The organism is Streptomyces sp. NBRC 110035 (assembly GCF_000829695.1).
Lineage (GTDB): Bacteria > Actinomycetota > Actinomycetes > Streptomycetales > Streptomycetaceae > Streptomyces.
Window position 1 is genome coordinate 426,489 of the sequence record NZ_BBNN01000018.1, and the last position, 13,301, is coordinate 439,789.

A 13,301-nucleotide genomic window follows, 5' to 3' on the forward strand; every position below is an offset into this window, starting at 1 on the left:
GTCCGGCCTGCGCCGCCGCGCGTACGGCCCGGCCGACATGCGGCCCAACGGATCCGGGTCGACACTGGCCGTAATGTTCGTGTCGAGGCCTATCAGGAGGAAGCCATGGGCTGGTTGTGGGCGATCATCGTGGGGTTCGTGCTCGGTCTGATCGCGAAGGCGATCATCCCGGGCAAGCAGCACAGCCCGCTGTGGCTGACCACCATCTGCGGCATCCTCGGCGCCATCGCGGGCAACGCCATCGCGCGGGGCTTCGGCATCGGGGAGACGCCGGGCATCGACTGGGGCCGGCACATCTTCCAGCTGGTGGCGGCGGTCGTCATCGTGTTCGTCGTCGACATGCTGTACATGCAGATGCGGGGCAAGCGCGCACAGCGGACCTGACCGACGCACGCCGGACACGCCGCGCGCGTCCGGTGCGGCACACCGGACGTCCACGCGACGCGCCCGTGCGGCGGGCGCGGGCTCAGACGGCCGTGACCTCCACCGCCGCCAGGTTCTTCTTGCCCCGGCGCAGCACCAGCCAGCGGCCGTGCAGCAGGTCCTCCTCCGCGGGGACGGCGTCCTCGGCGGTGACCTTGACGTTGTTCACGTAGGCGCCGCCCTCCTTCACCGTGCGCCGCGCGGCCGACTTGCTGGGCACCAGGCCGACCTCCGCGAACAGGTCGACGACCGGACCGGGCTCGGCGACCCGGACGTGCGGCACCTCGGAGAGGGCCGCCGCCAGCGTCCGCTCGTCCAGCTCCGCCAGCTCGCCCTGGCCGAACAGCGCCTTCGACGCGGCGATCACGGCGGCCGTCTGGCCGGCGCCGTGCACCAGCGTCGTCAGCTCCTCCGCCAGGGCGCGCTGCGCTGCACGTACCTGCGGACGCTCCGCCGTCTGCGCCTCCAGCGCCTCCAGCTCCTCGCGGGACCTGAAGGACAGGATGCGCAGGTACCTCGAGATGTCCCGGTCGTCCACGTTCAGCCAGAACTGGTAGAACGCGTAGGGCGTGGTCATGTCCGGGTCGAGCCAGACGGCACCGCCCTCGGTCTTGCCGAACTTGGTGCCGTCCGCCTTCGTCATCAGCGGCGTCGCCAGCGCGTGCACCGCGGCGTGCGGCTCCAGGCGGTGGATCAGGTCGAGCCCGGCCGTGAGGTTGCCCCACTGGTCGCTGCCGCCCTGCTGGAGCGTGCAGCCGTAACGCCGGTACAGCTGGAGGAAGTCCATGCCCTGCAGGAGCTGGTAGCTGAACTCCGTGTAGCTGATGCCCTCGGAGGACTCCAGCCGCCGCGCGACGGAGTCCTTCGTCAGCATCTTGTTGACGCGGAAGTGCTTGCCGACGTCCCGCAGGAACTCGATCGCGGACAGGTTCTGCGTCCAGTCGAGGTTGTTGACCATCACCGCCGCGTTCTCGCCCTCGAAGGACAGGAACGGCTCGATCTGGCCACGCAGCCGGTCCACCCAGCCGGACACCGTCTCCGGGTCGTTCAGCGTGCGCTCCGCCGTCGGGCGGGGGTCGCCGATCAGGCCCGTGGCGCCGCCGACCAGCGCCAGCGGCCGGTGCCCGGCCTGCTGGAGCCGGCGCACCGTGAGCACCTGCACCAGATGTCCGACGTGCAGTGACGGCGCGGTCGGGTCGAAGCCGCAATAGAACGTGACAGGACCGTCCGCGAGCGCCTTGCGCAAGGCGTCCTCGTCGGTGGACAGGGCGAACAGCCCGCGCCACTTCAGCTCGTCGACGATGTCCGTCACGGTTCTCGCGTCTCCTCGGTGCTGCTTCGGTTTCCGAACGCCTACGAGGTTATACGCCCTGGCTGACGGAACTCATATTGAATTCGGGGACCCGCAGCGCGGGCATCGCGGCCCTGGTGAACCAGTCGCCCCACTCCCTGGGCAGCGTCTTCTCCGTACGCCCCGCCTCCGTGGCCCGGCCCAGCAGGTCCACCGGCGACTCGTTGAACCGGAAGTTGTTGACCTCGCCGACGACCTCGCCGTTCTCGACGAGGTAGACACCGTCCCGGGTCAGCCCGGTGAGCAGCAGGGTCGCCGGGTCCACCTCGCGGATGTACCACAGACAGGTCAGCAGCAGCCCCCGCTCGGTGGCCGCGACCATCTCCTCCAGCGAGCGGTCCCCACCCCCGTCCAGGACCAGGTTGTCGATCCCGGGGGCCACGGGCAGTCCGGTCAGTCCCGCGCTGTGCCGGCTGGTGGTCAGGTGCGCCAGCTCACCCGCGCGGATCCACTCCGTGGCCGTCAGCGGCAACCCGTTGTCGAACACCGACCGGTCGCCGCCGGAGGAGTGCGCGATCACGAACGGCGCCGACTCCAGGCCCGGCTCGTCCGGGTCGCTGCGCAGGGTCAGCGGCAGTCCGGTCAGCCGCTCGCCGACCCGGGTGCCGCCGCCCGGCCTGGAGAACACGGTGCGCCCCTCGGCCGCGTCCCGCCCGGAGGCCGACCACAGCTGGTAGATCAGCAGATCCGCCACCGCGGTCGGCGGCAGCAGCGTCTCGTACCGGCCCGCGGGCAGATCGAGCCGCCGCTCGGCCCAGCCCAGCCGCAGGGCCAGCTCGGCGTCGAGCGCCACCGGGTCGACGTCCTCGAAGTCCCGCGTGGACCGCCCCGCCCAGGCCGACCGCGTACGGTCCGGCGACTTGGCGTTCAGCTCCAGCGTGCCGTTCGGCTGGTCGTGCCGCAGCCGCAGCCCTGCCGACGTGCCGAGATAGCTGGAGACCAGCTCGTGGTGGGCGAAGCCGTACAGCTCCCGGCCGCCGGCCCGCGCGCGTGCGAACGCCTCGCCCAGCGCCGGAGCGAAGCCGGCGAAGACGGCGGAGGAGGTCTCCGCGGGCGCCTCGGTGAACCCGGGGGACGGCGCCACGCCCGTGACCAGCGGCTGCGCGTCCTCGGCCGGACCCGCGCCCCGCGCGGCGGCCTCGGCGGCCCGCACCAGGGGCTCCAGCTCGTCGGCCGTCACCGCGGACCGGGACACCACGCCGGAGGCGGTGCCCTCCCGGCCGTCCACGGTGGCGATGACGGTGAGCGTGCGCCCGCGGGTGACACCGTTCGTGGTGAGCGAGTTGCCCGCCCAGCGCAGATTGGCGCTCGACTGCTCGTCGGCGATCACGACACAGCCGTCGGCCCGGGAGAGCTCGAGAGCGTGCTCGACGATCTCGTGCGGCTTGCTGGTACGCGCGCTCATCGACCCGCCTCCTGCGTGGTGTTCAAAATGTTGACGCCCTTGAAGAGGGCGGACGGGCAGCCGTGCGAGACCGCCGCGATCTGTCCCGGCTGGGCCTTGCCGCAGTTGAAGGCGCCGCCGAGGACGTAGGTCTGCGGGCCGCCGACCGCCGCCATGGAGCCCCAGAAGTCGGTGGTCGTGGCCTGGTAGGCGACGTCCCGCAGCTGCCCCGCCAGCCGCCCGTTCTCGATCCGGTAGAAGCGCTGCCCGGTGAACTGGAAGTTGTAGCGCTGCATGTCGATGCTCCACGACCGGTCGCCGACGACGTAGACGCCCCGGTCCACGCCCCCGATCAGATCCTCGGTCGACATCCCGGCCGGATCCGGCCGCAGCGACACGTTGGCCATGCGCTGCACCGGCACGTGCCCGGGGGAGTCCGCGAACGCGCACCCGTTGGACCGCTCGAAGCCGGTGAGCCTCGCGATCCGCCGGTCCAGCTGGTAGCCGACCAGCGTCCCGTCCTTCACCAGGTCCCAGGCCTGCGCCTCGACGCCCTCGTCGTCGTACCCGACGGTCGCCAGTCCGTGCTCGGCGGTGCGGTCGCCGGTGACGTTCATCAGTTCGGAGCCGTAGCGCAGCGTGCCGAGCTGGTCGAAGGTGGCGAAGGAGGTTCCGGCGTAGGCGGCCTCGTAGCCGAGGGCCCGGTCCAGCTCGGTGGCGTGCCCGATGGACTCGTGGATGGTCAGCCACAGGTTGGACGGGTCCACGACCAGGTCGTACAGGCCCGGCTCCACGCTCGGCGCGCGCATCTTCTCGGCCAGCAGCCCGGGGATCCGCTCCAGCTCGTCGTCCCAGTCCCAGCCGGTGCCCGTCAGGTACTCCCAGCCACGCCCCGCGGGCGGCGCGAGGGTGCGCATGGAGTCGAACTCGCCGCTCGAATCGTCGACGGACACCGCCGTGAACACGGGGTGGAGCCGCACCCGCTGCTGCGTGGTGACGGTCCCCGCGGTGTCGGCGTAGAACTTGTTCTCGTGCACGGTGAGCAGGGAGGCGTCCACGTGGTCCACCCCGCGCGCCGCCAGCAGCCGCGCGCTCCACTCGGCCAGCAGCCCGGCCTTCTCCGCGTCGGGCACGGTGAACGGGTCGATCCCGTACGACGACACCCAGGTCCTCTCGGAGTGCACGGGCTCGTCGGCCAGCTCGACCTTCTCCTCGGACCCGGCCGCCCCGATCACCCGGGCGGACAGCTTCGCCATCGCCACGGCCTGCGAGGCAACCCTGGCGGCGGCGTCCGGGGTGAGATCCACGCCGGACGCGAAACCCCACGTCCCGCCGTGCACCACGCGCACCGCGTACCCCAGGTCGGTGGTGTCCGACGACCCGGCCGGCTTGGCGTCCCGCAGCCGCCAGGACGCGTCGCGCACCCGCTCCAGCCGGAAATCCGCGTGGTCCGCCCCGAGCGACCGCGCCCGCGCGAGCGCGGCGTCGGCGAGGGGACGCAGGGGCAACGCCAGGAACGACGGATCGATGTCATGGGGCACGGGTGGAGATCCCTTCGGGCGCTTACCTGTGGTGACCATCGGAAGCAGTGAATCATGTCTCGCTGCTCGTGCTCCCCTGGGAAAAGCCGGAGCGTGAGGTCGGGAAACCACCGGCGATGGGAGGGGCGTGGGGCAGTAAGGTGGCTCAGTTGCGTGGTTCCGTCTTCCGGCGGGGGACTGCTCCCCGATGCGGCACGCGACCGAGCGGACGTATGGAATCAAGGGGGGGACCGGCCGATCCATGGACGTTTTCGGTGTCCATCACGACCTCGTCGCCGAGTACGAGGCGTTCACCAGCTCCCTCGTCGCCGTGCGGGACCCGGACATCGAGAGTCACCTCGCCGGCGAGCGCGAGCGCAGGACCCGCTGGCCCGACCCCAAGCTCGCTCTGAACCCCACCTTCCGCAGCGGAGGAACGGTCGCCTCGCTGTGCGACGACGGTCTGCTGCATCCGATGTGCCGGGAGTACTTCCGGCACAAGAAGCACCCGAACGACCCTGGCAGCCGCACTGTTCGGCCTGGACGAGGTCGAGGGCGGCGACATACAGCTCGACATCCTCAACCTGTTCGGTGAGGGCGGGCAGGAGTAGGACACGCGGGTACAGACCGGCGGGCGGGTACGGGAGCAACTCCCGTACCCGCCCGCAACCGGCCACGTACGACGCGAACTCAGCTGTCCAGAGACGCGCCGGCCGAGAGTGCCGCGAACGCCGCCCAAGCGGTCGGCGTCACGACGAGGGGACGGATTCGCTTGTCCTTGGAGTCGCGGATGTGGACGGCCTCGGGGCGCACGGCGACCTCGATGCAGTTGCCGCCGCCACTGCCGCTGTAGCTGCTCTTGAACCAGGCCAGTTCGGTGCTCATAGCGCTCCTTGCATCTCCCTCAGCAGCAGGTCCACAGTGGCCATACGACTCAGGGCCTGTGACCGCATCTTCCCATAGCGCTGGAGCATGGAACTCACCAATTTCGGCTCGGTCGACAGAGTGCTGCTGTCGTGTCCCTCGACGTAGCCGACCCACTGGTGGTTGTCGCGTTCAGCGAGGTACATCTGGCCGTCGACCCCGGAGTGATCCTCCTGTCGGAGGGGCATGACGAGGATCTCGACGTTCCGTCGGCTGCCCTGTTCCAAGAGGTTGCCGATGACCGCCCGTGCCACCTCGGCACCCCCGAGGTGACGTTCGAGAACCGCTTGTTCGATGAGGAAGGAGAACGCCGTGTTCGGGCGCTCGTCCAAGAGGCGCTGTCGTTCTTGCCGGGCGGCCACTTGCCGTTCGAACTGCTCCTCCGACAGCGGAGGAATCTGCCGGTCGAAGATCGCTCGGATGTATCCTTCCGGCTGCAACAACCCAGGAACCGCCCGGCACTCATACGCGTACAAGGAGATCGCCTCCTCCTCGATCCCCGCCCACTGCCGGAACCACGAAGCGAGCCCCGCCCTCCGCGTCAGACTCTTTGCCGCCGCCGTGAGGACCTTGACCGCGACCGGCCCCAGGACCTCCTCCGCGCGGGCGGGCAGGTCCGCCGGCGGGAACCGCTTTCCCTGCTCGATCTTGGCGACGTACGCGGCCGAGTACCGCACTCGCACCGCGAACTCCTCCTGTGTCAGGCCGGATTCCTCGCGCAGGGCCTTGAGGACCGCGCCGAAGGTCTTCAGGCTGTCGGAGAGTTCCGCTTCCGTGCCGTTCGCGCCGCCGTTCCCGCCTCCGCCGTGGTCCGCCCTCATCGCCGCGTGCCTCCCGTGTTCGCCTGTTCACGCCTCGCTCAACCCCGCCCGAACCGCCCAGGGGCACGGGGAGTTACCCACCCAGTCCAGAGTGTGCGCCGATACAGCCACGCCTGTATGGGTGTCGTCCCTGTTGAGGCCGGGAACGGCACGGAACGCTGGCCGCATGCCAGCACCACGGGCCCAAGAGGCCGTAACCGTAAGTGTGTTCGCCCAGCGCTTCTCCGCCACCCGTCGTGGCGCACGGCTCGCCCGCAGACTCGCCACCCACCGGCTCGACCTGTGGCACCTTCCCCACGGCAGCCCGGCCTCCGACACCATCACCCTCGTCGTGGCCGAACTCGCCTCCAACGCGGTCCTCCACGGCCACGTCCCGGGACGCGACTTCGAGCTGCGGCTCACGTACGACCGGTCCGCGGGCCTCGTCCACGTCGAGGTGTCCGACACCCACCCGGGGCACCCGGAGTTCTCCGAGCCGGTGGGCCATCCGTCCGCGGACACCGACGGTGGGAGAGGCCTGCTCCTGGTGGAAGCCGTCGCCGACCGCTGGGGCGTGAACGGGCGGACGGGGCCGGGCAAGACCGTGTGGGCCGAGTGTGCGGTCCATGTCCCGGACGACCCGCGTCCGGTTCAGCCTTAGTTGATGATTATCTTCCGCAACAACCACCTACGCGTGCCGAGTTGTTCTTTCGGTCAGTGCCGGTAGGGGCGGGTAGGCTTGTCGGCCTGTTCGAGTTGACGGTGGGTGAGCGGCGGCAGGACAAGCTGCCCTTCCCGGACCCCGAGGGGATCACCGGACGGTCACCGGTGTGGCGCTGGGGAGACGTCAATGCCTGGCTCGCCCAGTTCGGCGAGGGTGACGACGTACACCCACCCACCCGGGAAGAGGCCCTGACCATCGACTTCCTGCTGCCCGAGTGACAGCGCACCCTGGACGACGGCCTGCCCCTGGTGCACTTCGCCGCCGCCGAGACCGGGGACGGCCGGGACGAGGAGCGGGAGACGGTCCAGCGGCTGCTGGAGGGCACGCTGGCGCTGCCCGGTGTCCTGGAGCGCATCGCGGCGATTCCCGTGCCCAGGAGGGAGCAGCAGCGGCTCACCGTCGTGTGCGCGGTCCTCACCGACCGGCTCAGCAGCGTGGTGCTTCGCATTGGTCACGACGCGGTGTGGGCGGGCCTCGCTTCCCAGGGCGCGGAGAGCGAGCTGCGTCTCCAGCCCGTCGGCACGGCACAGGCCCCGGGCGCGTTCCCGGTCTCCCGCCTCGGTCTCGGGCGTGACGCCACGGTCGGTGACCTCCTGCTCGTCCAGACGAACGGCCCCGACGACACCCCGGTCACCCCGGTCACCCCGATCACCCCGGTCGGCCTGGACTGAGTCCGGGCGCAGCCGTCACCCCCGTCCCTGCGAAGAAGGGACGCCGTGCCCGGCATCACGACCGTCGTCGCCCAGGCCCTGCACACCGCCGCGACCGTCCTGCGGGAGGAAGCGCCCCAGGACGGCATGGTCCTCGGGGAGCTGTGGGAGCGGATTCTCGTGCGGAGCCCGGGGCTGCGGGAGGACTGGGCACAGGTCATGCGTGGCTCTTCACAGGAGGTCGTCACCCCCTTCAAGAGCTGCTCGCCGTCTCCTGCGCGTGCCCGGCCTCGATCCCGTCCCGCGCTCCGCCCTCCAGCGCCTCACCGCCCGGCTCGACGGAGTCCGGCTCCTGCCCGCCGGGGCGCCGGAGCCCCGATGGGCCCCCGACCGGCGCAACGCCCGCTACGCCCACGCCCTGGTCCTCGCCGAACTCGTCCTGCGCGGTGCCTCCTGCGAACTCGGCGACGGTCGCGAGATCGCCGTCGACGGGATGCTCGTGACCATGTGGCGCCTCTTCGCGGTACTGTCCCCGGCCGGCGGCCCCATGGAGCGGTACGCGCATCTGGTGGCACAGGGGAGGATCAAGCTGAGGCCGGTCACCGCCGCCGATCGGCATGACATGCCGCACTACGAGGTGGCGGAGGACGCCGACCCTCTGGCGCTGCTGCCGGCCGAGCGCGAAGAGGACGAGCGTTGATCTGCATGGACACCTCGGCGCTGGTCACCTGGATGACCCGGCGCAACCACTGGGGAGCGGTGGACGCCTTCCTCCAGCAGCGGGTCACGGAGCCGCTCGCCACGAGCATGCTCGGCTTCGTGGAGACCGTACGGACCCTGGACCTCATGGGGCACTTCCCCGAGGCGATGGAGGACCTGGACGCCCGAATCACCGAGATCCTCCTCACGCGAGAGGTGCGTGAGGGAGCGGCCCTGCTCGTGGGACGCCTGAGGACGCTGGAGGCGATCCACGTGGCCGGCGCGCTCTCGCTGCGGGACGACCTGGCCGCCCTGGTGACCTATGACCGCAGAATGCTCGAGACCGCTCGCGCCGAGGGCCTGCCCGCTCACGCACCTGGTATGAACGACTGAGGACCGGGGCGTTTCTGTAGGGATCCGACAGTGAGTCCCATCGGCCACTGTCGGTGCCCCAATGTCCTTCGAAGCGTTTCGACCGATAGGTTTTCGAGGAAGCCGCCTGCCGTCGCCGCCTGTCGTTCGGGTGCTCGGGCGGGGAGAGACCGTTATCGAAAGGGTGATCCGTTGAGCCGCTCGGTTCTCGTCACCGGAGGCAACCGGGGCATCGGCCTCGCCATCGCCCGCGCGTTCGCCGACGCCGGCGACAAGGTCGCCGTCACCTACCGCTCGGGCGAGCCGCCGGCCGTCCTCGCGGAGTTGGGCTGCCTCGCCGTCAAGTGCGACATCACCGACTCCGAGCAGGTGGAGCAGGCCTACAAGGAGATCGAGGCCCAGCACGGCCCGGTCGAGGTGCTCGTCGCCAATGCCGGCATCACCAAGGACCAGCTCCTGATGCGCATGTCCGAGGAGGACTTCACCTCGGTCGTCGACACCAACCTCACCGGCACCTTCCGGGTCGTCAAGCGCGCCAACCGCGCCATGCTGCGTGCCCGTAAGGGCCGGGTCGTCCTGATCTCCTCGGTGGTGGGCCTGGCCGGCCAGGCGGGGCAGGCGAACTACGCCGCCTCCAAGGCCGGCCTGGTCGGCTTCGCGCGCTCCCTCGCCCGTGAGCTGGGCTCGCGCAACATCACCTTCAACGTCGTCGCGCCCGGCTTCGTCGACACCGACATGACCAAGGTGCTCACCGACGAACAGCGCGCGGGCATCGTGTCGCAGGTGCCGCTCGGCCGGTACGCGCAGCCCGGGGAGATCGCCACCGCGGTGCGGTTCCTCGCCTCGGACGACGCCTCGTACATCACTGGAGCCGTCATTCCCGTTGACGGCGGACTGGGAATGGGTCACTGAACGACATGAGCGGAATTCTCGAGGGCAAGCGCGTCCTGATCACCGGTGTGCTGATGGAGTCCTCCATCGCCTTCCACACGGCCCGGCTGGCCCAGGAACAGGGCGCCGAGATCATCCTGACCGCCTTCCCGCGGCCCACGCTGACCGAACGCATCGCCAGGAAGCTGCCCAAGCCCACCAAGGTCATCGAGCTCGACGTGACCAACGAGGAGCACCTGGGCCGTCTCGCGGACGTCGTGGGCGAGGAGCTCGGCGGCCTCGACGGCGTCGTGCACTCCATCGGCTTCGCGCCGCAGGACGCGCTGGGCGGCAACTTCCTCAACACGCCGTTCGAGTCGGTCGCCACGGCCATGCACGTCTCGGCGTTCTCCCTGAAGTCGCTGACCATGGCCTGCCTGCCGCTGATGCAGAACGGCGGCTCCGTCGTCGGCCTCACCTTCGACGCGCAGTACGCCTGGCCGCAGTACGACTGGATGGGCCCGGCCAAGGCCGCCCTGGAGGCGACCAGCCGCTACATGGCGCGTGACCTGGGCAAGCAGAACATCCGCTGCAACCTGATCTCGGCGGGTCCGATCGGCTCCATGGCCGCCAAGTCCATCCCGGGCTTCGGCGAGCTGGCCTCCGTGTGGGACCACCGTGCCCCGCTGGAGTGGGACCTGACGGACCCGGAGCCGGCCGGCCGCGGTGTCGTCGCCCTGCTGAGCGACTGGTTCCCGAAGACCACGGGCGAGATCGTGCACGTGGACGGCGGACTGCACGCCGTCGGCGCCTAGCGGCCCGATCGTCCTGTCGCGTCCTTTCCGCAGGAGTCGTCGAGGGTCCGTACCCCGGAGAGTGCGGGCCCTCGGCCGTGTCACCCGACCGGCTCAGCAGGACAGGCGGGGTCCGGCGCCGGCAGGGGACCGTGGAGTACGCGTCCGCCGCGTGATCCCCCCTCCCCAGCACGGCCGAGGAGGTCCCCTTGTGCGCTCCTACCGCCTGGCCTCGATGACCGTCGCCGTCGCTGCCGGTATCGGCCTCGTGCCGATCCTCTCGTACGACGCGATGCCGTACGACGCGATGCCGCACGCGCGCGTGCACCCCGCCGACGCGGGATCGGGCGACGCGGCGGCCGGCGATCCGTTCGGTGCCGCCTGCCGGATCGGGGTCGACGGGTCCTGGGTGACCGCGTACTGCCACAACCCCTATCCGGACACCGACCACGTGCGCCTGCACATCGAGTGCCTCCGTTGGTGGGACCTCGACAGCGACAGCCCTCCGGTGGCCGCCGGACCCGCACAGACCGTACGGCTCGACGGGCGCTGCTGGGACGAGGTCGGGACGGCGTGGATCAGCCACCGGAAGGCGGGCTGACGCGCCCCGGACGGCAGGCGAACGGGTAGGCGGCGGCCTCCTCGGCCGCCGTCGCCGCGTCACCCGCGCGGATCGCGTCCAGCAGCCGCGCGTGGTCCATGTGCGTCTCGGGGGTCAGCTCCTGGCCCACGTCGTCGCGCAGCCAGTCCCGCAGCACCTCGCTCAGGTCCGCGTACAGGGCGGTCAGCACGTCGTTGTGGGACGCGGCCACGACGGCGAGGTGGAAGGTGGCGTCCGCCGCCACGAACGGTTCCGCCGCACCCGAGGCCCAGGCCTCCTCGCGGCGCAGCAGCAGCGTGTCGAGCTGCCTGAGGTCCTTCCCGGTGCGCCGCCGGGCGGCCAGCCGCGCCGCGGACGCCTCCAGGGTGGAGCGCAGTTCCGCGACGTGCCCGGGGTCGGCGTCGGCGAAGCGGCGGTGCATCACACCCGCCAGCTCGCTCGTGGCGACGACATACGTGCCCGAGCCCTGGCGGATGGCCAGCAGCCCGTTGTGCGCCAGCGCGCGGACGGCCTCACGGACCGTGTTACGGGCCACTCCCAGCTGCCCGACCAGCTCCGGCTCGGTCGGAATGCGGGAGCCGACCGGCCACTCGCCCGAGGTGATCTGGGCGCGCAGAGCGGCGATGACCTGTTCGGACAGTGCGGAACGACGGGGATGGCTCAGGGGCATGACACACCTTCGCACGACGGAGGCATCGGGAGGCGTCCCGGACATGGACAACCAATCATCCCATGATTCTATGATGGGCCTCATGGATGGTGAAGAATCCCGGACGGTCACGTCCACGACGGTGTGCACGGCGGCTCCGGCGTCCGACGGCACGGAACCCGGTGACCGGACGGCGGGTGGGGCCGGACGGCCCGACGCGCGCGCGTGGACGACGCGGCTGCTCGTCGTCGGCATCGTGGTGGCGGCGCTGAACCTCCGCCCCGCCATCACCAGCCTCGGGGCACTGCTCGAGGAGGTCCGCACCGGGCTCGGCATGAGCGGCACCACGGCCGGACTGCTCACCTCCGTGCCCCCGCTGTGCTTCGCCGTCTTCGGTGTCACCGCCCCGCGGCTGGCCCGACGCTTCGGGCCGGGTGCGGTGGTGTGCGCCGGCATGGCCGCCATCGGCACCGGTCTGCTCATCCGCCCGTTCACGGGGAGCACGGCGGGCTTCCTGGCGGCCAGCGCCCTCGCGCTCATGGGCATCGCCGTCAGCAACGTCCTGATGCCGGTCATCGTCAAGCAGTGGTTCCCGGACCGGGTCGGCTCCATGACCGGCCTGTACTCCATGGCCCTCGCCCTCGGCACGGCCCTGGCCGCCGCGGTGACCGTGCCGGCGACCGAGGTGCTGGGCGGGGACTGGGAGTCGGGACTCGCCCTGTGGGCCGCGCTCGCCGCGGCCGCCGTACTGCCCTGGCTCCCGTTCGTGGGGGAGCGGGGCCGGGCGCCGGCGGCGCGGACGCCCGCGCGGGAGCTGCGCGGCACGGAACGGCACACGCGGGGAGCGGACGCACCGGGGCAACAGGTCTTCGGCCGGCATCCGTCACGGGAGCAGGAGCCCGCGTCCGAGCTGCGGATCACCCGTAGCAGGACCGCCTGGGCGCTCGCCGTCTTCTTCGGACTCCAGGCCACCGCCGCCTACATCACCATGGGCTGGATGGCGCAGATCTTCCGGGACGCGGGCGTCGGCGCGGGCACCGCCGGGCTGCTCCTCGCGCTCACCATGGTGATGGGAGTGCCGCTCGCCTTCGTCATCCCGCGCGTCGCCACACGGCTGCCCCGGCAGGGCCCGATCGTGGTCGTGCTCGGTGCGAGCGGCCTGATCGGATACGCCGGGCTGTACTTCGCGCCCGCCGCCGGCGCCCTGGCCTGGGCGCTGCTGCTGGGCATCGCCAACTGCGCCTTCCCGCTCGCGCTCACCATGGTCGGGATGCGGGCCCGGTCCGGCGCGGGTGTGGCCAAGCTGTCGGCCTTCGCGCAGAGCACCGGCTATCTGATCTCCATCCCGGGCCCTCTCCTGGTGGGCGTCCTCTACCAGCACAGCGGCGGCTGGGACCTGCCCCTCGCCCTCATGGCCGCCCTGCTGATCCCGCAGATGATCGCCGGCGTGCTGGCAGGCCGCGCCCGCACGGTGGAGGACGAGGCGGCGGCCGCCCGCTGAGCCCGCGGCCCTCCGGTTCCCGCGCCCGAGCCCTGTCCC

Annotated in this window: 17 protein-coding genes; 11 read left to right on the forward strand and 6 right to left on the reverse strand. The window is 71.2% G+C overall.

Annotated features, from left to right (window positions below; all coding sequences use genetic code 11):
- Window positions 1–105 precede the first annotated feature (105 nt).
- Window positions 106–384, forward strand: coding sequence for a GlsB/YeaQ/YmgE family stress response membrane protein (locus tag TU30_RS08295; RefSeq protein WP_042166485.1), 279 nt, complete (start codon window positions 106–108; stop codon window positions 382–384).
- A gap of 82 nt (window positions 385–466) precedes the next feature.
- On the opposite strand, the gene tyrS is transcribed toward TU30_RS08295, so the two are convergent.
- The 3 genes from tyrS to TU30_RS08310 are packed head-to-tail and all read right to left on the reverse strand — an operon-like array spanning window position 467 to window position 4,699.
- On the reverse strand, window positions 467–1,735 hold the full coding sequence (tyrS, locus tag TU30_RS08300; protein WP_042166486.1) for a tyrosine--tRNA ligase: 1,269 nt from the start codon (window positions 1,733–1,735) through the stop codon (window positions 467–469).
- Between the two features lie 49 nt (window positions 1,736–1,784).
- A complete protein-coding gene (locus TU30_RS08305) occupies window positions 1,785–3,179 on the reverse strand; it encodes a metallopeptidase TldD-related protein (protein WP_042166489.1) in 1,395 nt (464 codons plus the stop codon).
- The gene (locus TU30_RS08310) at window positions 3,176–4,699 is read right to left on the reverse strand and encodes a TldD/PmbA family protein (protein ID WP_042166491.1); all 1,524 of its coding nucleotides are present in this window, start codon (window positions 4,697–4,699) and stop codon (window positions 3,176–3,178) included. The genes TU30_RS08305 and TU30_RS08310 overlap by 4 nt, the downstream gene beginning before the upstream one ends.
- A 241-nt stretch (window positions 4,700–4,940) precedes the next feature.
- Between TU30_RS08310 and TU30_RS35940 the strand changes: the two genes are divergently transcribed.
- Window positions 4,941–5,273 carry a hypothetical protein gene (locus TU30_RS35940; RefSeq protein ID WP_141713748.1) on the forward strand — a complete coding sequence of 111 codons (333 nt, stop codon included), beginning with the start codon at window positions 4,941–4,943 and terminating at the stop codon, window positions 5,271–5,273.
- Window positions 5,274–5,368: 95 nt separating this feature from the next.
- On the opposite strand, the gene TU30_RS08315 is transcribed toward TU30_RS35940, so the two are convergent.
- Window positions 5,369–5,563 (reverse strand): DUF397 domain-containing protein, encoded by a 195-nt coding sequence (locus tag TU30_RS08315; RefSeq protein WP_042166493.1) that lies wholly within the window; start codon window positions 5,561–5,563, stop codon window positions 5,369–5,371.
- The gene (locus TU30_RS08320; protein WP_042166496.1) at window positions 5,560–6,423 is read right to left on the reverse strand and encodes a helix-turn-helix transcriptional regulator; all 864 of its coding nucleotides are present in this window, start codon (window positions 6,421–6,423) and stop codon (window positions 5,560–5,562) included. The genes TU30_RS08315 and TU30_RS08320 overlap by 4 nt, the downstream gene beginning before the upstream one ends.
- Window positions 6,424–6,589: 166 nt before the next feature.
- Between TU30_RS08320 and TU30_RS08325 the strand changes: the two genes are divergently transcribed.
- The 8 genes from TU30_RS08325 to TU30_RS08355 all read left to right on the forward strand — a co-directional run bounded on the left by TU30_RS08325 (window position 6,590) and on the right by TU30_RS08355 (window position 11,112).
- Window positions 6,590–7,063, forward strand: a complete 474-nt coding sequence (locus tag TU30_RS08325) for an ATP-binding protein (RefSeq protein ID WP_199816830.1) — start codon at window positions 6,590–6,592, stop codon at window positions 7,061–7,063.
- 95 nt (window positions 7,064–7,158) lie between these two features.
- Window positions 7,159–7,344: a hypothetical protein gene (locus tag TU30_RS36995; protein WP_052479757.1), complete on the forward strand. Its 186-nt coding sequence runs from the start codon at window positions 7,159–7,161 to the stop codon at window positions 7,342–7,344.
- Window positions 7,345–7,374: 30 nt separating this feature from the next.
- Window positions 7,375–7,797 carry a hypothetical protein gene (locus TU30_RS08330; protein ID WP_052479758.1) on the forward strand — a complete coding sequence of 141 codons (423 nt, stop codon included), beginning with the start codon at window positions 7,375–7,377 and terminating at the stop codon, window positions 7,795–7,797.
- A 259-nt stretch (window positions 7,798–8,056) separates the two neighbouring features.
- A complete protein-coding gene (locus TU30_RS37000) occupies window positions 8,057–8,476 on the forward strand; it encodes a hypothetical protein (RefSeq protein WP_234307807.1) in 420 nt (139 codons plus the stop codon).
- Between the two features lie 5 nt (window positions 8,477–8,481).
- Window positions 8,482–8,868, forward strand: coding sequence for a type II toxin-antitoxin system VapC family toxin (locus TU30_RS08340; RefSeq protein ID WP_107068395.1), 387 nt, complete (start codon window positions 8,482–8,484; stop codon window positions 8,866–8,868).
- Between the two features lie 171 nt (window positions 8,869–9,039).
- Window positions 9,040–9,759 (forward strand): 3-oxoacyl-[acyl-carrier-protein] reductase, encoded by a 720-nt coding sequence (gene fabG, locus TU30_RS08345; protein ID WP_042166501.1) that lies wholly within the window; start codon window positions 9,040–9,042, stop codon window positions 9,757–9,759.
- Between the two features lie 5 nt (window positions 9,760–9,764).
- Entirely contained in the window at window positions 9,765–10,532 is a 768-nt protein-coding gene (gene fabI / locus TU30_RS08350) for an enoyl-ACP reductase FabI (protein ID WP_042166504.1), read from the forward strand.
- 214 nt (window positions 10,533–10,746) lie between these two features.
- Entirely contained in the window at window positions 10,747–11,112 is a 366-nt protein-coding gene (locus tag TU30_RS08355; protein ID WP_042166663.1) for a hypothetical protein, read from the forward strand.
- On the opposite strand, the gene TU30_RS08360 is transcribed toward TU30_RS08355, so the two are convergent.
- Window positions 11,090–11,782, reverse strand: a complete 693-nt coding sequence (locus tag TU30_RS08360) for a FadR/GntR family transcriptional regulator (RefSeq protein ID WP_042166506.1) — start codon at window positions 11,780–11,782, stop codon at window positions 11,090–11,092. The two genes, TU30_RS08355 and TU30_RS08360, sit on opposite strands and share 23 nt — an antisense overlap.
- A 70-nt stretch (window positions 11,783–11,852) precedes the next feature.
- On the opposite strand from TU30_RS08360, the gene TU30_RS08365 reads away from it, so the two are divergent.
- Window positions 11,853–13,262, forward strand: coding sequence for a CynX/NimT family MFS transporter (locus tag TU30_RS08365; protein WP_042166509.1), 1,410 nt, complete (start codon window positions 11,853–11,855; stop codon window positions 13,260–13,262).
- Window positions 13,263–13,301 lie beyond the last annotated feature (39 nt).